This window comes from Desulfosporosinus acididurans (assembly GCF_001029285.1).
GTDB classification, from domain to species: domain Bacteria; phylum Bacillota; class Desulfitobacteriia; order Desulfitobacteriales; family Desulfitobacteriaceae; genus Desulfosporosinus; species Desulfosporosinus acididurans.
In genome coordinates this window covers 116,877-139,263 of sequence record NZ_LDZY01000009.1, presented here as the reverse complement: position 1 = coordinate 139,263, position 22,387 = coordinate 116,877, and the positions used below count along the sequence as shown (strand labels likewise).

General features: G+C 41.8%; 21 protein-coding genes and 2 pseudogenes. 4 read left to right on the top strand and 19 right to left on the bottom strand.

Annotated elements, in window-relative coordinates; all coding sequences use genetic code 11:
* The first annotated feature begins 234 nt into the window (after positions 1-234).
* Positions 235-540 (top strand): zinc-ribbon domain containing protein, encoded by a 306-nt coding sequence (locus DEAC_RS13775; RefSeq protein ID WP_047810648.1) that lies wholly within the window; start codon positions 235-237, stop codon positions 538-540.
* 298 nt (positions 541-838) lie between these two features.
* Here the strand turns inward: DEAC_RS13775 and DEAC_RS13770 are convergent, their stop codons facing one another.
* From DEAC_RS13770 to DEAC_RS13750, 5 genes are read right to left on the bottom strand one after another with little or no spacing between them, the layout of a single operon-like run.
* Entirely contained in the window at positions 839-2,428 is a 1,590-nt protein-coding gene (locus DEAC_RS13770) for a DUF2029 domain-containing protein (protein WP_047810647.1), read from the bottom strand.
* Positions 2,429-2,479: 51 nt separating this feature from the next.
* A complete protein-coding gene (galU, locus tag DEAC_RS13765) occupies positions 2,480-3,397 on the bottom strand; it encodes a UTP--glucose-1-phosphate uridylyltransferase GalU (protein WP_047810646.1) in 918 nt (305 codons plus the stop codon).
* On the bottom strand, positions 3,394-3,825 hold the full coding sequence (locus DEAC_RS13760; protein WP_053006437.1) for a GtrA family protein: 432 nt from the start codon (positions 3,823-3,825) through the stop codon (positions 3,394-3,396). The genes galU and DEAC_RS13760 overlap by 4 nt, the downstream gene beginning before the upstream one ends.
* On the bottom strand, positions 3,818-4,783 hold the full coding sequence (locus tag DEAC_RS13755) for a glycosyltransferase family 2 protein (RefSeq protein ID WP_047810645.1): 966 nt from the start codon (positions 4,781-4,783) through the stop codon (positions 3,818-3,820). Before DEAC_RS13755 ends, DEAC_RS13760 begins: the two co-directional genes overlap by 8 nt.
* 17 nt (positions 4,784-4,800) lie before the next feature.
* Positions 4,801-6,951 carry an ArnT family glycosyltransferase gene (locus tag DEAC_RS13750; RefSeq protein WP_047810644.1) on the bottom strand — a complete coding sequence of 717 codons (2,151 nt, stop codon included), beginning with the start codon at positions 6,949-6,951 and terminating at the stop codon, positions 4,801-4,803.
* A 461-nt stretch (positions 6,952-7,412) separates the two neighbouring features.
* Between DEAC_RS13750 and DEAC_RS13745 the strand changes: the two genes are divergently transcribed.
* Entirely contained in the window at positions 7,413-7,787 is a 375-nt protein-coding gene (locus tag DEAC_RS13745; protein WP_047810643.1) for a hypothetical protein, read from the top strand.
* An 824-nt stretch (positions 7,788-8,611) separates the two neighbouring features.
* Here DEAC_RS13745 and DEAC_RS22775 read toward each other — a convergent pair.
* From DEAC_RS22775 to DEAC_RS13725, 6 genes are all read right to left on the bottom strand, one after another.
* Positions 8,612-8,770 (bottom strand): aspartyl-phosphate phosphatase Spo0E family protein, encoded by a 159-nt coding sequence (locus DEAC_RS22775; protein WP_083996082.1) that lies wholly within the window; start codon positions 8,768-8,770, stop codon positions 8,612-8,614.
* A 377-nt stretch (positions 8,771-9,147) separates the two neighbouring features.
* Positions 9,148-10,596, bottom strand: coding sequence for an MFS transporter (locus DEAC_RS13740; RefSeq protein WP_047810642.1), 1,449 nt, complete (start codon positions 10,594-10,596; stop codon positions 9,148-9,150).
* A 208-nt stretch (positions 10,597-10,804) separates the two neighbouring features.
* On the bottom strand, positions 10,805-11,170 hold the full coding sequence (locus DEAC_RS13735) for a TfoX/Sxy family protein (RefSeq protein WP_047810641.1): 366 nt from the start codon (positions 11,168-11,170) through the stop codon (positions 10,805-10,807).
* 31 nt (positions 11,171-11,201) lie between these two features.
* Positions 11,202-11,522, bottom strand: a complete 321-nt coding sequence (locus DEAC_RS24695; RefSeq protein ID WP_345788173.1) for a YbaK/EbsC family protein — start codon at positions 11,520-11,522, stop codon at positions 11,202-11,204.
* Positions 11,468-11,722 (bottom strand): YbaK/EbsC family protein, encoded by a 255-nt coding sequence (locus tag DEAC_RS22770; protein WP_053006436.1) that lies wholly within the window; start codon positions 11,720-11,722, stop codon positions 11,468-11,470. Before DEAC_RS22770 ends, DEAC_RS24695 begins: the two co-directional genes overlap by 55 nt.
* 350 nt (positions 11,723-12,072) lie before the next feature.
* The gene (locus DEAC_RS13725) at positions 12,073-12,627 is read right to left on the bottom strand and encodes a TetR/AcrR family transcriptional regulator (protein WP_047810640.1); all 555 of its coding nucleotides are present in this window, start codon (positions 12,625-12,627) and stop codon (positions 12,073-12,075) included.
* Between the two features lie 145 nt (positions 12,628-12,772).
* Here DEAC_RS13725 and DEAC_RS13720 point away from each other — a divergent pair, with 145 nt between their 5' ends.
* The gene (locus tag DEAC_RS13720) at positions 12,773-13,654 is read left to right on the top strand and encodes an NAD(P)H-binding protein (protein ID WP_047810639.1); all 882 of its coding nucleotides are present in this window, start codon (positions 12,773-12,775) and stop codon (positions 13,652-13,654) included.
* 332 nt (positions 13,655-13,986) lie between these two features.
* Here DEAC_RS13720 and DEAC_RS13715 read toward each other — a convergent pair.
* The 8 genes and pseudogenes from DEAC_RS13715 to DEAC_RS13680 all read right to left on the bottom strand — a co-directional run.
* Positions 13,987-14,310: pseudogene (locus DEAC_RS13715) on the bottom strand (tRNA-binding protein); the annotation flags it as partial.
* Between the two features lie 245 nt (positions 14,311-14,555).
* Positions 14,556-14,855: pseudogene (locus DEAC_RS13710) on the bottom strand (NAD-dependent malic enzyme); the annotation flags it as partial.
* Between the two features lie 83 nt (positions 14,856-14,938).
* Positions 14,939-16,198: an MFS transporter gene (locus tag DEAC_RS13705; protein WP_047810636.1), complete on the bottom strand. Its 1,260-nt coding sequence runs from the start codon at positions 16,196-16,198 to the stop codon at positions 14,939-14,941.
* Positions 16,199-16,422: 224 nt separating this feature from the next.
* On the bottom strand, positions 16,423-17,106 hold the full coding sequence (locus DEAC_RS13700) for a response regulator (RefSeq protein WP_047810635.1): 684 nt from the start codon (positions 17,104-17,106) through the stop codon (positions 16,423-16,425).
* Positions 17,099-18,682: an ATP-binding protein gene (locus tag DEAC_RS13695; RefSeq protein ID WP_047810634.1), complete on the bottom strand. Its 1,584-nt coding sequence runs from the start codon at positions 18,680-18,682 to the stop codon at positions 17,099-17,101. The genes DEAC_RS13700 and DEAC_RS13695 overlap by 8 nt, the downstream gene beginning before the upstream one ends.
* Positions 18,683-19,026: 344 nt before the next feature.
* Positions 19,027-19,434, bottom strand: coding sequence for a GGDEF domain-containing protein (locus DEAC_RS13690; RefSeq protein WP_047810633.1), 408 nt, complete (start codon positions 19,432-19,434; stop codon positions 19,027-19,029).
* Between the two features lies 1 nt (position 19,435).
* Positions 19,436-19,810: a YlbF/YmcA family competence regulator gene (locus tag DEAC_RS13685; RefSeq protein ID WP_047810632.1), complete on the bottom strand. Its 375-nt coding sequence runs from the start codon at positions 19,808-19,810 to the stop codon at positions 19,436-19,438.
* 214 nt (positions 19,811-20,024) lie between these two features.
* Positions 20,025-20,369, bottom strand: a complete 345-nt coding sequence (locus tag DEAC_RS13680; protein ID WP_427846267.1) for an LPS biosynthesis protein — start codon at positions 20,367-20,369, stop codon at positions 20,025-20,027.
* Between the two features lie 588 nt (positions 20,370-20,957).
* On the opposite strand from DEAC_RS13680, the gene DEAC_RS13675 reads away from it, so the two are divergent.
* A complete protein-coding gene (locus tag DEAC_RS13675) occupies positions 20,958-22,145 on the top strand; it encodes an MFS transporter (RefSeq protein ID WP_047810630.1) in 1,188 nt (395 codons plus the stop codon).
* The last annotated feature ends 242 nt before the right edge of the window (positions 22,146-22,387 follow it).

The following is a 22,387-nucleotide window of genomic DNA, read 5'->3' as shown; positions in this document are numbered from 1 at the left end:
AGCAGCTGGGGCTTATAGGTATTTGGGGTTGAGGGTGGCGAGGGGCGTGAGTGAATTTGGTATCGGAGATGTTTTAAATATTTCTGAATAATTTATTGTGGGTTAGCCTCTATTCTGCTATACTATGAGATGCTCGTTAGAAAATGTGGACATCCAAAACCTTCTTAATTGCCTAAAGCTATGGGAAGATTACATCCCACACCTGCGGGCAGAAAATTTTTAGGAGGTTTTTTTATGTTTAACGACAAAACCCTTGTTTGCAGAGATTGTGGTCAAGAATTCGTTTTTTCAGCCAGTGAACAAGAATTCTATGCTGAAAAAGGATTTACCAATGAACCTGGTCGTTGCCCATCCTGCCGTGCAGCCCGAAAGCAACAAACTCGTGGCAATGGCGGCGGATATGGTCGCCAGCAACGAGAAATGTTCCCAGCAGTTTGCGCTGAATGTGGAAAAGAGACCATGGTTCCTTTTCAACCATCCGGTGACAAACCAGTCTATTGCCGTGACTGTTTCCAATCACAGCGACGCAACAATTGGTAAATCGTTCAAAAAGTCTTCCCTGGCTTAAAGCTCGGGAAGTTTTTTTTGACGAGAATGACTGATTTGCTCATAACTAAGCCATGATTTTAAACAAGAAAAAACTCAACAAAAATTCAAGCTCAAATAGAGCAATTGCAGGCTCAATTACAGCAGAGTGAATCCACCACTCAATCTAATAACTCAACAGGACAAACACAAATTAAAACGGTTTCAACATCTGGCAAATTGGATATTCAGGTGTAACGATTATAAATTACAGACTAAATGGTTTTATTGACCTCTCAAATATCTTGGGAGGTCAATTTTTCTTCGTATCAAGGGTGTCATTTAGTTTATGAGGATTTATTTCGGATAAACCAAAACTAATCTTTATCAAGTAAATAAACAGGATCACATTCAATGAAGAAGTTATTACCGGGATAACACTTGAAGTCGATTGATGGATACCTGCAATGGTTTGGTAAAGGATATCATAAGTATTGACAAAGGAAGTAATACTAAACCCTGTTGCTAGAAGAAGTAACCTTCGATCCTTTAAATAAATGAACGCTAAGATGGTTAAAGCCACTGCCGGAAACAGATACCGTTCGTGCATCCTGGTCGAAAAAATAAACACACCAGAGATTAAGATAAGGGCCGCTGCTGGTCCAAAACGCCGTTTCTTTCCTCGGACAAACACTAGCCAAGCCGTTAGTGTCGTAAGAACGATGAAAATGATTCCCAAAACATGATAGCTGACCAGGAACAAGGTCAAGGAATCTTTAGTGTAGTTAGCTCCCAGCAAATAAAAGAAATTGAAAGCGTTAACTGTGGCGTAAGGATATTCTCCTATGGTATTTGTAAAGAGCTTAAAAATCCAAAGGATATTATCGTTCGTTGAAAATGGGAGAACTAACAAAATTGCTGTTATTGCCGATGTTATTAGAACCCGAACAATATCTTTTAAACGCTTCCTCCTTACAAGCTCAAAAAAGAGAATAGGCAAAAAAATAATTCCTTGCGGTTTCATGAGTACTGCTGCTGTAAATAGAATCGAGGAATAGACCAGTTTTTGTTCTGTTAATAACACAATTCCTGCTATAACAATAAGCGTGAAAAACGAATCGACTTGTCCCCAAATGGTTGAATTGACAAAGACAGCCGGATTAAAGATATACAACGCAGCTACTAAAATACTCAGTTCCGGTGAAAGGTATTTTATAGATAGTTTAAAGAGAAGAAGAGCAGTCCCCATATCCGCAAGGATTGAAGGAAGTTTTAAAAATAACGTAAAATAGGGATTCAGTGCTTTAAGACTGCCTAATTTGCCTACGATATACAATACGTAAATATACAAAGGTGGATAATCACTGGAATTTCTGCCTGAATAAAATTGAGATAAGTTATTTGCAGCACTGGTGGCCCAGGACCTAAATAAATTGAGATCGAATGGATGCCCTGCAATCAAGATACCCAATACAATTCTTAGCAGAAATCCTACAAAAAACAATGTTATGAGAAGCATCCTCTGGTTACCATGAGATATGCTGAACTTTCTCCCCGCCTTCTTACGAATCAGAGCAAAATAGGCCGCTAAAACCACTAAGAAGAAAGTTATGGCATAGACAATGATTTGAGTATTATAGTTACTGCCCGCAGTGGCTTCACGTCCACCGGGCATAGCATGCATTGGCTGAAGGGGAAGATTGCCGGGCGACTTAACATTGGACATTGATCGAGGGTGATTTTGTCTTTGCCCAAAAGACGGTCCATGTTGATTCTGAACGAAAGTTCCTTGGGATGCTGCATTACCAATATTATGGTTGATAATAACGTATACACTGAGCAGCAGCGATAATATGATTGGTAAGACTGCTGCTATCCTAAAGCCATAATTTCTAAACTTCACAGTTCTATTTCACCTCCTTGGACAAATTGCAGCTGACTTATCACCCTTAACCTAGAAGCTTGAGCATAATACTCTTTTCTTTGTCATCACAACTTTGCTTTGCCTCTTGTTTATCAGAGCCAGCAAATATTCCATGAGCTGCGGTTCTAATTCTTCTCGCTGCAATCCCATTTCGATAATAGCTTTTAGATAGCCAAATTTATCTCCGATATCATAACGTTCTCCAGTCAGATCCCAGGCTAAAAGGCCTTCTCGTAGACAAACCTGTCGCAGGGCATCTGTCAGCTGATATTCATTACCCGCACCTTTTTTTAAAGTATGAAGTATAGAGAAAATGGATGGCTTTAAAATATAGCGACCCATAATTGCCATATTGGATGGAGCTTGGAGAGATGTCGGTTTTTCAATTAAATCCTTAACTTGATACGTTCTTTCCCTGCGGGCTTGAGGAGCAATAATTCCGTATTTTTGTACCTCATCGCTAGAAACAGGCTGAACACCAACGACTGTTTCCTGAGTCTTTTCAAAGACATTGATCAATTGCTGTAAGCCGGGCGGATCGGAAACCATGATATCATCGCCCAATAAGACGGCAAATGGCTCATCCCCAATAAATTGCTCGGCGCATAGGATGGCATGACCTAAGCCTAAAGGCTCTTTCTGACGAATATAGTGAATACTGCAGATATTATTGATTGCTTGTAACTCATTTAGCAACTCTGTTTTCCCCTTCTCTTTCAGGGTTTGTTCAAGTTCAAGAGACTTGTCAAAATGATCTTCAATGGACTTTTTATTATGTCCGGTTACAATTAGGATGCTTTCTATTCCAGATTGTACAGCTTCTTCCACAATATATTGGATGGCTGGTTTATCAACGATCGGTAACATTTCCTTAGGTTGGGCTTTTGTCGCAGGTAAGAACCTCGTTCCTAGACCTGCTGCCGGAATCACGGCTTTTTTAATTTTCATATCAGTTCACTCCCTAATCTCGGCTGCCTGAAGACCCATAAGCGGCTGCCGATAAAATTGATAGCTAAACTTGCTACTATAGCAACTAATCTGCTTAAAAGCATTGGATATCCCCAACTGTCATGGATCCACAACAGCAACACATACGTTATAGCTAAGGATATAAAATTCAAACATATAAACTGAACCATTTGGCGAACGGATTTATGAGCGAAGGACGATGGGCTGGCTTGATCCTTAAATGTCCATTTCCGATTAAGCCAAAAACTATTCAAGACACCACAGCAATAGGAAAGGGTGTGGGCGGAAAGTAAGGGTACTCCCCAAGCAAACAAAACTGCAAATAGGGTAAAATCGATGCCCGTATTAAGCCCTCCAACCACACAAAATCTTAAGAATTCCAAGTGACGTTTAGCAATCCTAGCCAATTTTTATCACGCTCCGTTCTTTCTCTTCACTTCGATAGGATTCACCTACGATATAAAGAGGTCGGTTTCGTGCTTCATCATAAATACGACCCACATATTCACCCATAATCCCCATCATGGTTAGTATTAATCCTGTCAATAACCATACATTGGATAATACCAAGTTCCAACCGCTGACCAAGCCTCCCGAGAGCTTAGCAAGGGCTAAGAATACCAAGTAGGCCAACCCTATAATGATAAACGCCCCCCCTGAATAGCTTGCCAATTTGATAGGTTTAAGGGAAAACGAAGTAAGACCATCGAGACAGAGTTTGATCATCTTTTTGAGGGGATACTTGCTTTCTCCGGCTAGACGGGGGTCTCTATCGTATTCAACCGCAGTTTGCCTAAAGCCAACCCAACTCACTAAGCCGCGGACATAACGATTCTTCTCAGGCATTTGTTTTAAGACGTCACACACTTTGCGATCGATTAAGCGGAAATCACCAGTATCAACAGGAATGTCTATCTCTGTGGAGGCACGCAGCAAGCGGTAGAAAAGATGGGCTGTTTGTTTCTTAAAGAACGTTTCACCGCTGCGATGTCTGCGCTTGGCATAGACGACCTCATAGCCCTCCTTCCATTTCGCGATCATTTCCAAAATGAACTCCGGTGGATCCTGAAGATCTGCATCGATGACTACAATCGCTGCCCCTTTTGCATAATCCATACCAGCTGTGATGGCAATTTGGTGACCAAAATTGCGAGAAAAAGAAATCAGTTTTACAGACAGATCGCAATCACAATATTCTTTAATCAAGGCAGCCGAGTGATCGGAACTTCCGTCATTGACAAAAATCAATTCATAGGACTCACCGGTTGAACTCATCACCTTTTTCAAACGTTGATAGGTTTGTGCAAGGACAACTTCTTCATTGTAAACAGGAATGACAACAGAATAGCGAATGTCTCTACTCATAACTTAACCTCCTCTTCTTAGGGATTGATTTCATATAATGTCCCGGCTCTGTTCATACCCATACCTCCAGCGGCACTGCTGTTTGAATTGGATTGCCATTCAGACTGGGGTATTTCAGTGCCGTTTTGTTGAATCCAAGTTTGTATTTCTGAGCTGCCTCCACCGGGTCCGCCGCCTGAAAGCAGGAAGTATTTAACCTCTTTGTCGGCAACCATTTGCTTTAATTTGTCCACAGTAAGAATAGGATCAGAGCCTGAGAACCCGCCCATAGCCATTACTGCCTTACCGGTGTTAATGATATAGGCTTCAGCTGTTCCGGCATCGGTAGTCGCGAACAAAAATTTTTCACCGGTATTATGAGCTTTAAGATAGGATAGAAGCTGAGCATTGACGTTATCTTGCATACCTCCACGGCCTTGACCTTGGGGTTGATTGGGCGCTTGAGTTTGACCTTGCCTTTGATTTGAACTTGAACCAGGTAATTGACCTTGCTGCGCTAGACTGCCCTGCCAAGTCATTGAGTGATTATTACCCATTGACTGTTGAGGACCGGCTGACGGCATCATAGCATTATCTCCATAGAGAAGTGGTGTCGAAGCCCAATACAAAGGCGCAGCCAACAATACCAAAATTCCTGCACCTGCGACAGCCCTTGTCAGTTTTGTTCGGATGTTCTGCGTAAATGGCAGGATAGAATACAGAGTCAAAAGACTTCCGATAATTGCTAAGCCAATCGGCAACGCCCATCCGATTTCACTCATATAGGGAAAAAGGATATACAGTTGAAACGCTGTTGTTCCCAGAAGACCAATTGGGAGCAGCCATCGCTTCCAACCTTCACGGCGTTGGTTGAACCCAAATAATTCAACCCATCCCGTTCCAGCCAGGGCAGCAATAGCCGGAGCTAACATCACAAGATAATACTGATGAAAAAACTCTGCGACACTGAAAAATCCCATCATCGGCAGTAACCAAGCTAACCAGAATAGACTTTCCTTTTGCTTATCCGTTAACGGTTGTTTCCTGCGCAACCCAATTAATAACCCAAAGGCCGACAATAAAGCTAAGGGAAGCAACCAACTGATCTGCCCGGATAATTCCGACTGGAATAAACGAAATGGTCCTGGCGTACCTGTATTAAACATGCCGCCTCCACCCGGGTTACTACCTTGACCTCTATTACTCATACCACCTGGAAAGTTACGGCCATCACTTGACATCGATTGATTGCCATTTTGCATAGATCCACTTCCTTGTGGCGGTGTATAACCATTCGGGAACTGGTTATTCCATCCTTGTTTCTGACCTGCTGAGGACTGTTGTCCTTGCCCAGGCAATCTTCCATCACCAAAGCCCCCCTGTTTGCCGCCACCCGGGCCTCCTTGGCCTGTCAAACGAGCAATTCCGTTATAACCGAAGGCCAATTCGAGGACTGAATTTGTCTGACTGCTGCCGATATAGGGCCGATTCGCTGAAGGAATGCTGTCTACTATTAAAGCCCAGGAGAAGGACAAAACGAGCATTACCGCCGTTGAAGCTGCTAAAACACCTATTTTTTTCTTCCAATTTACTTTAAAGGCCAGCCAGTAAAAGCCATAAAATGCCGGGAGAACCATATAGGCCTGCATCATTTTAATATTGAAGGCTACGCCAATAAGTCCAAAAGCCACCAAGAATAAAAGAACTTTCCCTTTTCTTACAGCTCTAAACAAAAACCAAGCTGCCAACAAGAGTGTAAAAACTAACATACTATCCACATTATTGGAGCGGCTAACGGCTGCTGCTATCGGAGTACAGGCCATAATTAAAGCAGAAATTCGAGCCGCCGATTTGCCAAAGCACGGTTTAACCAGGAAATAAATTAGAAGAACTGAACCTACCCCCGCCAGCGCTTGGGGTAAAATGACGCTCCACCCGTGAACCCCCAGCACTGAGGCAAAGAGAGTTTGAATCCAAAAGGCAACCGGTGGTTTATCGACCGTAACGAATCCTCCTGGATCAAACGAAGCGAAGAAAAAGTTGTGGAAACTTTGCAGCATACTTGTCACTGCAGCCGTATAATAGGCATTAGCATATTGGTCTTTCCAGATTCCATAGATATTTAGAAACGCAGCAAGTAATGTAATTCCCAAGAGAAGCGGATCAAAACGTTTCAACTTTTCTTTCATTAATGAATACCTCTCAAATTTTATCATTGTAAGAGTGCGACTCATTGCTACATAATTACTATAACCCTCATTACTGAATTGGAGCTAAATGTAAACTGAAAGTTCCCTGAAAACGAAGACAAAAATTGAAGAACTCTTCGTTTCGTATTAAAAGCTCATCTATTATCAACCAAATGGAATATTTTGCTCAAAAAAATATCCCCTCACTGGGAGGGGCATACGAGGGGGAAAGAACAGAAATACCTTTATATTAACTGCTAATTTGCAGAACTGCCTGGTTGGTGGTTATATTCTTCACAACTTCTTTGTCTTAGTAATGTACGCAAAAAAGTGAAATGTTTCGTTTGTTTTTTAACTAACTTTCAGGTATAGTTCAGCAATCTTTCAGTCAACCTTAAGAGACATTTCAGCTTAATCCTTTATGATTAATACAATAAATCAAACATAAAGGAGCGTTTCTAATGTATAATCTTCAACTCAAACCGAACGAAAAAGTATTTCTTATTACTATGGGTGGATTAATCAAACAGCAAGAGAGTCATAACTATATGGAAGAGTTATTAAAGAAATTGAAAACATTCAACACATCGGAGTACTATCTTGTTCTTGATACTCAAGAATTACAAGCTTCGCCACAAGATATGCTCGATGAAGAAAAAAAGGGTATCGAACTTTTAGTTAAAACACCTTTCAAAGGCCGATTCAATATCGCATCGAAAACTCTTATTGCCAATATGCAGGCAAAGCGTATTGCTGGCGATACTCTAAAACTAATTACTACCGTTCATTCCTACGATGAGTTTGTTTCTATTATTAATTTACATAAAGCAGTTTAAATTCCTAGGTTAATTTAATATCAGACGTTAACGAACCCCCGACGATCATAGCCGCCGGGGGTTTTGATTCGTCTATCTTACTCGCACTTAGCAAATCACCTTTGATACGCTCAGCACATACACCACAAGGTAATCACATCAATATCGAGTTTCCAGCTAGTGGTCCAAATTTTGAAATTAGCCTTGAAGAAATGATAAGCATGCAGTGTGATACTCCTAGTTCTGGCTTGATCACAGTTACTGCAACTAGTGTTGCAAGTGGCAATACGCTTCTGGATACAACCATTACGCTTACTGGTAACGTTCATTTTGAGCCATGTGTTCCTTCAATAAGTTAATTCATGAAGAATTTTGTCATGTCGTCGAAAATACCCCCAACGACATCAATGTGCCGCCGGGGGTTTTGATCTACCTAAATTACCGAGCAATTTTGCTTCCATTTGATTTCTCCCGATCATTGCTAAGGAATTGACTAATTATGTATTGTTTAACTGTGGTAGAAGATAAACTGCTGATTTGCATATTTATACACCCGATTAAATTTCCAAGAATTAAAAAACCTTAAAAGTAACAAAAAAGCGATCTTAGTTTTTAACTAAAGCCGCCGTTCACACTTTTTATATTAATTCATCCAACCATTGATAATACTCATTTTCTAACTGTCCTACGGTAAACTTATTTTTTGCTCCATTAATTCAGGGTTAATTTCGCATTTATCGGCATCACAAAGTAAGATTATTCGCTCAGGTGCGTCCATAAGTCTCCCACCTAAAACAATGCTCATATGAACTATGTATGATAACTTTTATAAAACTATTCTCAACTTAAGCAACATCTCTCATGCTATAGTACACATTTAATAATAAATCGAGCCTCTGGCTAAGTTGAACAACTTCAGGGTCGACGAGTGGTTTATTTGACCCCAAAGTATTTAATTTTCCTCGTAAAATCTCAATAGACTTCAGTATTTCTACAGCACTCATTCATCGTCTCACTCCAAATGGTTAATTTAGACATTATCTTAACACAATTGCTATTATATTCCGGTTGCTGATTAGGATCAATGTATCCGACAATATCTGTCATCTTATCATATTTAAGAAAAATTATGAAACGATATTAATATTTTATTGTTTTTGTACTGAAAAGCACCCCATAAAACCTTTGATGCGAAAGATGCCTGTAAAGCCCAAATCCGAATCGATTAATTATTAAGCCGCCCTTGCTGAAGAGGCAGCTTTTAGCATAATTATCGACGATTATGGTGCATGGACAAAATGTTGCTCACCGTCTCCCGTTTTTGCATATAACAGTAAAATCCAGGGTATGTTAACACGCCCTGGATTACAGCTTCTACTCGTCAAACCTTCTGGGGTAAATGTTCGGAAAATAATTCGCAGGAAGTATTAGTGCCGGATTTTACAGGAACAACTTCTGTATTAAGATTTTCCATAGATTTCTGTGCAGGCTCAGGAAGCAGGAAAGTCAATAAAAAGCCTACCGCTGCAAAAATCGCGCTGACCAGTAAAGTCCCCCTTAACCCTAAATGTTTTGACAAAACCGGAAAGACAAAAACTCCCACAAAAGCACCGATTTTGGCAAATCCCGCAGATAACCCATGGCCCGTTGTCCGCAAACTTACCGGATAAAGTTCTGCCGGCAGTACAAATGTAGTCATATTAGGGCCAAATTCTGCAAAGAAGTAACTGATTCCGTAAAGCAGGAGGAACGGACCAAGCAGCATAGTTATATGCGGGATAATTCCCATTGCGAAAAACGCAAGGCCCATCACGGCAAAACCAATGAGTTGGAGGCGTTTATGCCCAATCCTGTCAATTGTTAAGAAAGCCAAGATATAACCTGGGACGGCAGCAATTGCAAAAATAATAACTGACCAGGCTTCGGTAGTAACAAGGTTAGTCTGAGGAGATATCATCTTTATAATAAGAGGTGTAGAAATAGTATTGCCATAATAGGCGTAATCAAAAATGAACCACGTTCCAGCCGTGCCAATCAATGTTTTTAACAATGTCCAATTAGTTAAAAAGCTCCATACTGACAGGCGTTTATGCTGTGAAAGGCCGTCCGCTTTCTCTACTTTGACTTGACCACCAGTATATGCCTGCAAATTGCCGGCTGCCTCATGCTCCTTACCCAAAACCTGGCTGACATAGCGGGGGGATTCCGGCATTTTCAAACGCAAGTAAATACTAAACAACGCCGGTAGTGCGCCGAGTCCCAACATCAAGCGCCAAGCCAGGTTATGACTGATCCCGCTCGCCAACAGGGTTAAAGCGACAATCGGCCCCAGAATTAAACCGACGGCCTGCATAGAGAATACCATTCCTACTAACTTTCCACGATCCTTGCGATTGGCATATTCAGTCATTATAACTGCACTGACAGGATAATCTCCACCAATTCCCACGCCCATAATAAACCGGGAAATTAATAGCCAGGTTATATTGGGTGAAAAAGCCGATATTATAGCACCAAGTGCCATGAACGACGCCTCAAGACCATACATTTTCTTACGCCCCCACAGATCAGCAAGGCGGCCAAAAACAAAAGAACCTAGAAAAGCGGCCATCAGAGATGTACTACCAAGGAGTCCTAAGGTGCTTCTGTTTAGATGCCATTGAGATTGAATTAAAACCATTGCTGCGCCAATGATGAATAGATCATAAGCATCTGTAAAAAAACCAAGACCAGATGTTATCACGGCACGCAGATGGAAAAGGCTTAGCGGGGCTTCGTCTAAAGCAGCTATAATTTGGTTCCTTTGTCCGGATTCAGATTTTGTTGTCAAAAGAAAACCTCTCCTCTTTCTTTCCCGTTTATGTAGGATTACATTTGCTTGTTTACCTAATTATATATCTCTTCCGGACAGCTCTCTTAAATCCATGTTAAGTTAATGTTAATTTTATGTTAATTTTCTAAGAAAAATATTAAAATAATTTGAGTTAACATGGCACCTTCTCATCTTAGCCTGACCCAATTCGGAGATATTAAATATGCTATTGGCGACCTTTTTTAAGTTTTCGCTTTTTAGGCTTTGTGGGATTATTCTTAGATGCAAATAAAGATTTCATAGCCCATTCCGCTAACTGTTCTCTGTTTTCCAAAACATCAACAGGAACCTCATAATATGGCATTAACATGGGCTTGTCATCAAATGGTTTGAATGGTTGCATGCCTGCCATTATATAATCTGACTTATTAGAGTCATCCACTTTAAAATAAAGAATGTCATCGGCAAGTAAACCGAAAATCAAACCGTCATAGTAAATGCCCGCTCCGCCAAACATCTTTTTAACCGTCACAAAACCCAACTTTCCAAGTTGGTCCACTACATATTCTTTGAAGCTTTCGCAGACTGCCATGATGTTCCTCCAGTATTAGGGTTTATCAGCCTTAGTGTAGAAACTTAACATAACAACTCCGCTCCCTCGATATACAAACGTTCAATACCGCCAAATCAGACTCCCCATCCACCGCATCCACAACTATCCGGTCGGTAAAGGACATCCAGCAGCATTGGCTGTTGGGACTGGAAGTATTAACGCAAGGATGACATCCGACATATTCACTCTGAAGAACATCCTTATCAATTAGTAGTTGTACAGATTGGCTTATGTCATTCACAAGGCCTAATACACTAACTGATCCCGGTTTAATATTCAAATGCTTTTCCATGTCTTCAGCCTCGGCAAAAGATAATCTAGATGACTCAATCTGTCTTGATAAATCTTTTGTCCTAAACTTCTTTCAACCTGATCACACATCTCAATGGATGGAGTCTCATCATGGTCGAGCCTAAAATATGGAATATCAAGTCTTTCCAATAAATCGTAAACATCCATTTCTTCTTTTGATCGATTTGCTTTGTTCGGTTTCGTCTTATAAATTGTACTATCTATTTCAATATTTTTCATAGTTTACCTCTTGTCTCCTGTTTGATCGTGCCAATCCAACCAACCTTTGAAACTGTCCTTCTTTTGTAACCTTATTAAGCATCCCCCACCTTCCCAATTCGGTGAGAACCTTTGGATAGGTGAGGACATCCTCAGCATTGGGGGTTAGGGCTCTTTTGTCCAACGCTCTCCGCCCAAATAACTATCCCTGCTATACTTGACGGAATACTGCAATGCTGAGTTGTCCACCAATTGACGAAATTAGCGTCCGTGCCGGCTCTTGGCTTCGCCAACCGCTCTCGCAAGGGGGATTTTTAGTCTTCCCCATGCTCGGTAAAAGTTTTGCTGGTAATGCTTCCAAAATTAATTTTTCACTCAAAAATCAATAAAGTGAGTTTTTCATACAGTTGATAGACCGCGAGCACCTGCTCTGCAAAGCCTTTCTCTGTACTTTCAATCCATTTTTTGAAAGCCATATGAAAAATTTCAACCGCAAATCGCGCGGCAAGCTCTGACAGCTCGCTATCAAATTTGACAGACAAAGCGTTTGTGACAGACTCAATTAGCACCTGCCTTTTTAACAGCTCTCGTTCCTGTAAATCAGGGTTGCTTTGAATAATTTGATTCCGAGCCAACACCCGCTCCCGCGAGTCATCAAAATAATCAGAAATCGACGCAAAGCTGTCAACCGCAAGCTTCAGCGGCTTTTGCTCGACGTCAAAATTGTCAGTAATAAAAGCCGCAACCCGCTGCCCCATCGTATTACTCGTATCAAAAAGTACGTCCGACTTATCCTTGAACTGCCGAAAAAAGGTTCTCTCAGTCACACCCGCAAGACTCGCAATCTCCTGCACCGTCGTGTTTTCATAGCCTTTTTCCATAAATAATTTCGCGGCCGCCACCTGCAATTTCTCTTTACTTTTCATTTTTTCTCATTCCTATTTTCGTAAATTTTACAAAACCTCTTTGTCAGTGTCTGACATTTTTTCTTGACAACAGAATTCGTCAAGTGTATACAAATCCCAATGTCAGTTTGTGACATTATTTTATCAAAATGAAGGTGTAAACACAATGAAAATCACAGTTCTCGGCTCTCTCGGCAATATCAATCGTAACTACCTTCCACGCCTCATCGCTGACGGCCACGACGTCACTGTCATCACAAGCTCGCAAGACCGAGTCGACGCTATCCATGCCCTCGGAGCCAAAGCCGCTGTCGGTTCAAACCGCAACGTCAACTTCCTCACCGAAACATTCAAAGGAAGCGACGTCGTTTATCTCATGATTACAGGCATCAACCCGATGTCAGGCACTGACATGTGGCAGGCCGCCATCGAGCTCTCTGAAAATTACAAGACCGCTGTGCAAAACTCAGACGTGAAAAACGTCGTCAATCTCAGCTCGATCGGTGCTGACAACCCCAAAGCCGGCATCCTTTACATGTATCATTTTATGGAAGACGCGCTCAACTCGCTTGAAGGCGTTAACATTGCTCACATCCGCCCTGTCGGCTTTTATAGCAACCTTTTTGCCGACATGCAAAGCCTCAAAACCCAGCAAACCATCCTCAGCACAGTTTCAGCTGACATCACGCGTGGCTGGGTCAGCCCTGTTGATATCGCGGACGTCGCTTACGCCCTGATTTCCCACACCCAAGCGGGCAAAAGCGCGAAATTCGTCGTAAGCGACTGGGGCACAGGAAACGATTGGCTCAAGGCTCTTGCTGAAAATGAAATCGAAGCCAAATACCAACAAATCCCTGTCGAAGCTCTCGCTGCAAACATGAAAAAAATCGGCTTCCACGAAGACACTGCCAACCGCTTCGTCCAAATGAACTGCGCCGGAGAAAACGCTGACGAATTCTATGCTAGCCTCCGCGCCACGGATTACCATCTTGGTAAAGTCAAACTCAAAGATTTTGCGAAAGTTTTTGCAGAAGCATATAAAAAATAAGTTTAAACAGTTTGGGAGACTGTTTAAATCTGCAAATAAGAAAACGCGCCTCGGTGCGTTTTCTTATTTTTTTAGGCGAATTTTATTTTGATACGGCTCGCCTTCCCGGTTCGGTTATCCGACAGGTAAGGACATCCTGCAGGATTGAAGGAGGTCGCTAGGTTGACGGGTGGTTGGTGTTTATGGGGATTTGGGGATGAGGGTAGCGAGGTAGAAGTGTGCGTGGGGGAGGATTTGGTGTCGGGCGAGGATGTGGCAAAAAACAAGATGATAAAGTAACTTGAGTTTATTTGTATTCGCAATTCTGAGGTGCATTTTTTTAACATTGTTCATTATCCTAATTTATCACCTTTACGAACTACTTTTTCCGGCTGAATGAGTACAACTCCTTGGTTCGCATAAACTCCTAAAACTAAGACTTCTGATATAAAATCTGCAATTTGTCTTGGAGGGAAGTTTACCACTCCTAAAACTTGTTTCCCAATAAGTTCATCTATCCTATAGCATTCGGTGATTTGAGCGCTTGATTTTTTTGTACCAATTTCTGCACCGAAGTCTATAAATAATTTGTAAGCAGTTTTTTTTGCCTTTTCAAAGACTTCCGCCTTAATAATTTCTCCAACTCTAATATCTAATTTCATAAAATCGTCAAAAGTATTTTATTTAACTGCAATTTTTCTGAGTTGGATGCTAAGAAAAGCTTATGATTTCTAATAGATGTTATTTTAGGAACTCTTTCTTATACAATAAGGAAGGGGAAATTGAACTTGCCTTAAAACCCAACATTTTTATGTCACAAAAAAATCCCACCGTTTCCGATGGGTATAAGGGTTAGAATCAACATGGAACAGCGATTGTTGTAATGGCAGGACTTATTAAGGCTCTTAAAGTTGTTAATAAGAATGTGCATCTTTTTTTTAAGAGGTTCCTCAATTTCGAAACAAGCAGGTCCTGCAATATCCTCAAGATTAATTCCGCCAAAGATAGGTTCCAAAAGCTTTACGGTTTCGACCGCTTTGTCAACATCCGTAGTGTCTAGACAGATGGAGAAAGCAGCAATACCGGCAAAATCTTCGAATAGAATTACCTTACCTGCCATTACCGGCATGGCGGCATAAGGCCCGATATTGCCAAGTTCGAGAACAGCGGTCCCATTAGTGACGATGGCTACTGTATTTCCCCTATTTGTATATACATTAACCAAAGACCGTTCTTGGGATTCATCGATAGTTTTTCTTCCCGCGATTATGATTTTAATTTCAACCTACAGAAAGGAGTGCTGAATCAAGCTGCAGAAGCTTGGCTCTCCTCTTGTACTTTTGACCCCGGAAGCATGGTGTAGTAGATAATCGCACCGACAAAAGCCAGGATGCCTGCCAGGATCAAAGCGCTGTTGAAGGAGTGGGTAGCCTGAACGAGTATACCGGTGACTGTTGGGGCTAGGAAACCGCCAACATTTCCGCCAAAGTTTTGGATTGAAGCAACGGAAGCGGCCTGACCTGCGGGAGCAATTTCCGAAGCGGCGGCCCATGCGGCTCCGTTTGAGAACATGACTCCAAATTCAGAAATTGTCAAAAGAGTTAGAGCCATCGAGGCAGAACCTGCGAATACCGCTGGGATAATGGCCATGGCAAGAATGAGACCCAGGCTCATGGCGATCTTTCGACCGTTCGGTGTCTTGCGCACCCAGACGTCTGAGGTTCTTCCGCCAAGGAAGGCGCTGATCGTACCGGCAATGAACGGTATCATCCCGTAAATACCGGAATGCAGAAGGGTCATATGGCGAGCCTGCACGAGGTAGGTCGGAAGCCAAGTGACAAAAACAAACATGATATAGAGCTGACAAGCGTAGCCGAGCATCAGACCCCAGGTCGACACTTTCTTAAACAATTGTATCCAGGGTACGCGGGGCTGTTCCTGCACCGTTGTGATGTCGGCGTCAATTAAAGCATTTTCAGCCTCATTGACTCGCTTGTTGTCTTTTCGGTCACGGTAGAGAACAAGCCAGAAAAAGAGCCAGATAAAACCAAGTGCACCGGTGATGATGAAGGACATTTGCCAGCCAAAAGAGCTCACAATCCATGCAACAAGAGGGAGTGCTATAGCGGAGCCCATGTTAACTCCGGCTGTAAAAAATCCGGTGGCGATCCCTCTCTGCCGCCGAGGTATCCAGTCTGCAGCCGTCTTTGTCGCTGCCGGAAAAGCAGGGGCTTCGCCGACACCCAAGATTAAGCGGAAGATGTAGATCGATCCGAAGGAAGTACCCAAAGCGGTCGCCATGGAGGCGAGAGACCAAATGATGACAGACCAGATATATGTCATCCTGGTTCCAATTTTGTCAATGAAAACACCGATCGGCATTTGCAGGAGCGCATAAGTTATGAGAAAAGCTGATGAAATGGCGCCCATGGCCGCAGGTGTCCAGGATAACTGTTTGGCAATGACCGGAAGTGCAACTGATAAGTTGGTTCGGTCGAGATAATTAATCGTCGTCGCGAAGAATAACAGGGTTATGACTTCCCAACGCACTTTTGTCGGTTTCATTATAGATCCCCTCCCAATTCATTCTCAAGTTAGAATTGAACCAACGGCAAACCTGAGTTGCGTAAACTAAAGTTAACCTCCTTTTTAGATAATAAACGCAACTTCATATTAGCCGAAAATGGGGACCATTGACAATATTCTGCAAATTAAGACTTATTTTTGCAGATTAAGAATTTTAAGTTCTTTTTGCTCTTACAAACTTTATCTCCATAAAGGACATTGTCTCAGAACTCCTTGAGTTTGAATTTATGCTGAGGCCGGCCGACTTTTCCATACTCGATCAAAAGCTCTAATTTTTCTTCGCGTTCCATGACGTCAAGATATTTGCGGACGGAGGCCCGCGCCATTCCTAAATATTCCGCTAACTCATCTGCAGTGAAATACTCTTCGCCGTTGTGGGCAATATGGTCCCAAATTCGCTGGTAAGTATATTTGCTCAAACCTTTTTCCAAGGGCTTGTCCGTTTCATCTTCCGCTCTCCCAGTTAGAACATAACGGTCCAAGGCTTCCTGTTCTATAAAAATACTGTTTTGCAAGCTTTCGGCCCACTCTTTGTATTGCTGCATTGCATCTTTGAAACGCTCAAAGGTGAAAGGCTTGATCAAATAATCGACGGCCCCATAACGAAAGGCTTCCTGCACACTCTCGCTGCGTTTGTCGGCTGTGATCAGAATGACATCGATGTGGATTTCTTGGCTGCGCAACCACTTCAGAAAGTCAATACCGTTTTCTTTCGGGAGGAATAAATCGAGCAGGATCAAGTTGATCTTTTTCTTTTGAACATACTCACGGGCTTCCGCCAAATTTGCTGCCGCACCCACCAAGTTAAAGCCAGGAACTTTCTTGAGAAATTTTGTGTTCACATGGCTTACCATAGGATCATCTTCTACGATCAAAACATCAAACATTTATGTCCCTCCCCTTGAGGGGCACTGAGATGTGCCATGATGTCCCACGGTCAACCTTAAAGCGAATAGTGCCCCTCGCATCATCAATAATTTTTTTCACGATATACATACCGTAACCACGCTGCCCAGATTTGCTGGACATACCCAAGTTGTATATGTATGGCTGAACGGATTCGGGGATGCCAGAGCCGTTGTCCGCAACCGTAATATTGAGAATATCATCTTCCTCATCAAGTTTTACATAGACTTCTCCGCTACCGTCACTCTCAACAGCATCGAAAGCATTCTCAATCAGATTTCCAAGTACAGAACACAAATCATCTGCAGTTAGCGCTTGAGGAAGTTCAGATAGGCTGCAATTGGGGTCGATCTTCAGCTTTATTCTAGACTCTTCCGCCTTATTGTATTTGGCGAAGAGCAGCGCTGAGACGGAAACATTTTTTATCTTTCTTGTCAGAATACCGCTAACATTGTTTCTCGCCTTGGCCGTGCTGGAAATATAGTCAACGGCTTCATCGTATTCTTCCATCTGGATCAAGGCAGAGATCGTGTGCAGTTTGTTCATAAACTCATGATTTTGTGCCCTCAGTGACCAAGCCATTTTCTTAATGCCTGTAAGCTCTTCAGCCATCTTTTTAACTGTGGTCAGATCACGAAAATTGATCACAGCACCCATGACTCGGTTTTTTTCATCAATGAGGGGACTATATTTGCATACGATCGTAAGTCCTGGTTTGATTCTGATTTCCACATCCTCCAGCAACTGCCCGAGGGATAGAGGGCCCTGCTGTACGTCCCTGAAGATGAATTCAAAGACGTTCTTTCCTTTGTCACTTTCATTTAGATCCAAGATGATAGCAGCTTGTTTGTTATACAAAGTGATTTTTCCCTTGTCATCGACAGCGACAATTCCCTCTTTGACATTTCCCAAAACAACCTCCCTCTCCTTGAGGGCTAAAGCAATCTCTTCCGGTTCCATCCCAAAAATTGTATTCTTAATACTGAACGACAGGACAGTAGCGCCAATCCCTCCGAGAAAAAGGCCAAATACGATGAACGGCAAAAAACGCAGCAGCGCTTTGTACACGTCAGTATCGAGTTCCGTCAATAGTATACCCACAGATACGGCTCCGATTTGATGGTCGTTTTTATAAATTGGGGCAAACGCACGCAACGATGTTCCCAGCGTTCCATGAGCCTCAGAAACATATTCCTGCCCTGATGTCAGGACTCTTTTTTCATCTCCGCCCTGAAATTTTTCTCCAATTCTTGTTTCAACTGGATGGGAATAGCGGATTCCTTTCATATTCATAACGACAATGAAGGCGACACCGGTTTTCGCTCGGATCGTTTCTATCTGCTCATTAAAAGCATTTTCCGTTAAGGTGCTCTTCCCTTGTAGAAAGTCCTGAACTTCAGAAAAATTGGCAACAGAATTAGAAATATTTAAGAGATTTCTGCTAACCTGATTTTTTACTAGACTTCTCATTTGATAGACTGATAAAATCATGATACTTCCAATTGATACGGATAAGATAACGAGAATATAGATGCTGATTTTACGTTGCAATCGCATTAGGTCCCCTCCGCAAAAAATGAGGTTATCTGAAATTCCTTGAGTTTTGTGTCAATTATACCACTGTACTCGACAAATTGTTGTTCCATTTATTAATGTAAAACCCAGAGCAACACGCCCTGGATTACATTTGGAAGTCTGACTTAATAAGTAAGTTTTTTAAATTCCCGAAATTTATAATAGGATCAAAACCAAATCTAATCTTCGCACATCGTAGGTTGAAAGAAAGTTCATTATATTCCTGTGACAATCATGTTAATTGCAGCAATTCTATTAATCAGTTTTAGAGTGATTATTCAGAAATCGATGAGCTTTGTAAGCAAGCAACGTACGTATAGATAATATTATTTTATTAAGCCTAGGCTGTTTAGAGTAAATATCTCTAATACAAAGTATTTGTTTTCATTCTCGATATATCGCACACAATTCCTGCCTGCAGATTTCGCCTGGTACATCATGTCATCTGCCTTTTGTACTATTGTATCAACTGTATCTCCGGAATTGTACTCAGCAACTCCGAAGCTTGCAGTAACATTGCCCACATTCGAAATATCCATTCTACTTAGACGTTCACGCAGTTTTTCCCCCAAAACTACAGCCTTATTTATTGTGGTTTCCGGCAATAATAGTATAAATTCCTCACCACCCCAGCGAGCCAGAGTATCTATTTTTCGAATCTTCTTAATCGTTAGTAAAATTGAAACCGATATTGAGAGCCCAACAACGTCAAAATAATTTTGTAGAGATAGCATATCACAAAGTATGTTTACCGCAGGTGCAGCGAGCTGTTCCGATATTGTTTTTTAGTTGAATTGTATCATTTATCATCTTATTCATTTGCGACAACAATTCGGAAAATTTCTGCTGTGCCTTAAAATAGGGGCCAGCAGAAAGGTCTTTATTTAGCTCTTCTTCCAAAACTCTAAGTTCGCTAAACTGCTGAGCAGTAGCTTTTTTTCCTTGACGGAACAGATTTTCTAATTCAGTTTGTAACTTATTAAAGCGTTCAATCAAATCTTGTGCATCGATATCATTTATTAGTATTGTCTCTGTTTTAATTAATTCTTGAAATTCATCTGATTGAACAATAGCTTCACACAACTCTTTTGCTTTAGTCAATACAGTCATCTAAAATCCCCCTCTTAACATAATTAAGGTCCACATCTCATTCTCTATACCCTTTTGTTATGCGACTTTAAGTCATCTTAGCTAAATTCATTTAAGTTCTTTTCTATTATTTTACCTTTAATACTTTAATTATTGTGTCGATTTACCTGACTTAAACTGAAAAATAAATTTCTCATTTATATAATTTACTCACTCAATATGAAGTTTTACATTTTTAACAATCCGGTCTCAAAACTTCTTGATGTGGCTCAATTTCATTGGCAATTGTATGTTCAGTAAGTTCAGATAATATTTTTAACTTTTTATTTATCAATGGTCGCATACAATTTGGTACATGTTCCTGATGTGCTCTGTGAATTGCCACACATTCTTTACAGTTTCCATGATAACGACATGCCTTTTCACATGAACAATGGTCCTTATCTTTAAATTCGTCACGAAATTCCGAAGCAAACTCTTCCTGCAAACGCAATCCTTCTTTTCTGTCACCACGATGAAATGCCTTCATTGCTTCTATTTCCTTTGGATTATCGTCAATTATCATAATTAAAATACTCACCCCTTAAATTACTATTTATTAAGTCCGAACACTATGCCTCCATTTATCTATACTGATACATCTTTCCTCCATTTGCGAATAAACCGATAACATGTGGATAGGGGATTACAGCTGAAAATGGCAACTTCCACCTCTGTATTCTAAATATATCACAAAATTAGCCGACCCAACTATATAAACCACTAGGTACGCTCAATCTGAACATGGTGGTCCACCCGTTGACCTTTGTGGCCTTCAGCTTCGCGGTAATGTGGGCCGTGAAAAGCGCCAGACCGAAGCCGACAAGAATGCTTTGATCATGACATAAACGCAAATCACGCCGCTGATGGTCAATAGATAATTATACGCTTTTTTGGTCATTCTGTTATTTCCTCCTTGTTCTGCCGCAGTGGGGACCTTTGCCCCCAACCAGGGCAAGTTTTGTTATATCTATTTCCTGAAAGCTGAGTACGTATGAGTTCATAATATATTCTCCTTACGCGGCATCGGCAGCTCATTGAAAGCAACATTCTCTCGTGCTATAATGCACTTGCGGTTTATTTCAAAAGCGAGAAATTACATCAGACGGTTTTGAAAGGGTTCGGCTTAATGGAAAGAGAACATATTGACGGTGATCGGAACTTTAACCTATTTTTACTGGCAGGGTTGTTCGCCGGGATCGGTACAGGCATTAATACATCGATATTCAACAACTATTTAAACGACATATTCAGGCTGTCCGAGAATGTCAGAGGTTTCCTTGAAGTACCGCGGGAAGCGCCGGGTTTCTTTATCATGCTAATTTTGGCGGTTTTAAGTTTTTGCGGTGATGTACGAATTGCAATGCTCGGTATGATAGCGGCAGGATTGGGGATGCTTGGGCTCGGCCTGTTGTCGCCGACCTTCGCGGTTATGATTATCTGGATGATGATGTACAGCCTCGGGACACATATGGTCATGCCTGTCACGCCATCCATCGGCATGTCCCTGTCCAAGCAGAATTCTTTCGGCGCCAGGCTTGGAACAGTTAGCGCTTTCGGCCTGTTCGGCAGTATTGCTGCCTATGTTTTTGTCTTCCTGAGCTTTCACTTCCTGCACATGACCTATCAGCTTGCTTTTATCGTAGGTGCTGTTTCCTATATGTTCGCAGCTTTAGCGGTGGGGCTGATGAATAAAGGTGAACCGAAAGCCAGGAAAGTCAGATTTATTTTTCGCAGACGCTATACGCTCTACTATGTACTGGCCGGCGTTAGCGGTGCGCGGGCGCAGATTTTTCTGACGTTTGCGCCATGGGTGCTGATTAAAGTGTTCGGTGTGCAGCCCCAGATGTTTGCCATTCTAGGAATGATTGTCGCCTTGGTAAGTATCGGGACTCGTAAAATGATCGGTAGATTGATAGACGCCCGGGGCGAGCGATTCGTTCTGACTATGGAGGCCGCTTTATTGTTCGCCATCTGTCTTGGGTATGCGTTCTCTGCCGACATTTTTCCCGCCGGCATCGCTGCAGTTATTATCGCCGGTTGCTATGTCATCGACAATTCCATGGCTGCGGTCGAAATGGCGCGGTCAACTTATTTACGGAAGATTGCCGTTGATCTTGATGATGTGACCCCAACGCTATCGACAGGCGTGAGCCTGCAGCACGTCGCTTCAATGACGATTCCCGTTTTTGGCGGGCTTTTATGGTTGGCTTTTGGATATCAAGCAGTATTTATGGGTGCAGCCGTTATCGCATTCCTCAACTTTATACTTTCACGCAAAATTAAGATCGAGGTTGATCCCGCCATTAAAGCGTAATAAACATTTTTGGCAAGAAAGTAGTACAATACAATAGATAATAAATAGGCCTTGAGTTACGTATGATTGTATCTCAAGGCCTTATTTTTTAATTGTCTGAAAACGTCATCCATCTCACTCTTCCGCCCCCCTCCGCTTCAATCGATTAAGTATTAACATGACCTCAGAAACATTTAGTTTTTGAGTCCCTTCCTTCCATTTTAAATAAATCACCAGACCATCCATAAACATGGAACAATCTG

Excerpts from the sequence above, each read along its gene's own strand:
- DEAC_RS13700 (WP_047810635.1), bottom strand. The coding sequence starts at position 17,106 with ATGTTTGATGTTTTGATCGTAGAAGATGATCCTATGGTAAGCCATGTG.
- DEAC_RS13675 (WP_047810630.1), top strand. The coding sequence starts at position 20,958 with ATGGAAAGAGAACATATTGACGGTGATCGGAACTTTAACCTATTTTTA.
- DEAC_RS13725 (WP_047810640.1), bottom strand. The coding sequence starts at position 12,627 with ATGAAAAGTAAAGAGAAATTGCAGGTGGCGGCCGCGAAATTATTTATG.
- galU (WP_047810646.1), bottom strand. The coding sequence starts at position 3,397 with ATGAAAATTAAAAAAGCCGTGATTCCGGCAGCAGGTCTAGGAACGAGG.
- DEAC_RS13695 (WP_047810634.1), bottom strand. The coding sequence starts at position 18,682 with ATGCGATTGCAACGTAAAATCAGCATCTATATTCTCGTTATCTTATCC.
- DEAC_RS13745 (WP_047810643.1), top strand. The coding sequence starts at position 7,413 with ATGTATAATCTTCAACTCAAACCGAACGAAAAAGTATTTCTTATTACT.
- DEAC_RS22770 (WP_053006436.1), bottom strand. The coding sequence starts at position 11,722 with ATGAAAAATATTGAAATAGATAGTACAATTTATAAGACGAAACCGAAC.
- DEAC_RS13685 (WP_047810632.1), bottom strand. The coding sequence starts at position 19,810 with ATGACTGTATTGACTAAAGCAAAAGAGTTGTGTGAAGCTATTGTTCAA.
- DEAC_RS13755 (WP_047810645.1), bottom strand. The coding sequence starts at position 4,783 with ATGAGTAGAGACATTCGCTATTCTGTTGTCATTCCTGTTTACAATGAA.
- DEAC_RS13720 (WP_047810639.1), top strand. The coding sequence starts at position 12,773 with ATGAAAATCACAGTTCTCGGCTCTCTCGGCAATATCAATCGTAACTAC.
- DEAC_RS13750 (WP_047810644.1), bottom strand. The coding sequence starts at position 6,951 with ATGAAAGAAAAGTTGAAACGTTTTGATCCGCTTCTCTTGGGAATTACA.
- DEAC_RS13690 (WP_047810633.1), bottom strand. The coding sequence starts at position 19,434 with ATGCTATCTCTACAAAATTATTTTGACGTTGTTGGGCTCTCAATATCG.
- DEAC_RS13705 (WP_047810636.1), bottom strand. The coding sequence starts at position 16,198 with ATGAAACCGACAAAAGTGCGTTGGGAAGTCATAACCCTGTTATTCTTC.
- DEAC_RS22775 (WP_083996082.1), bottom strand. The coding sequence starts at position 8,770 with ATGAGTGCTGTAGAAATACTGAAGTCTATTGAGATTTTACGAGGAAAA.
- DEAC_RS13775 (WP_047810648.1), top strand. The coding sequence starts at position 235 with ATGTTTAACGACAAAACCCTTGTTTGCAGAGATTGTGGTCAAGAATTC.
- DEAC_RS13735 (WP_047810641.1), bottom strand. The coding sequence starts at position 11,170 with ATGGCAGTCTGCGAAAGCTTCAAAGAATATGTAGTGGACCAACTTGGA.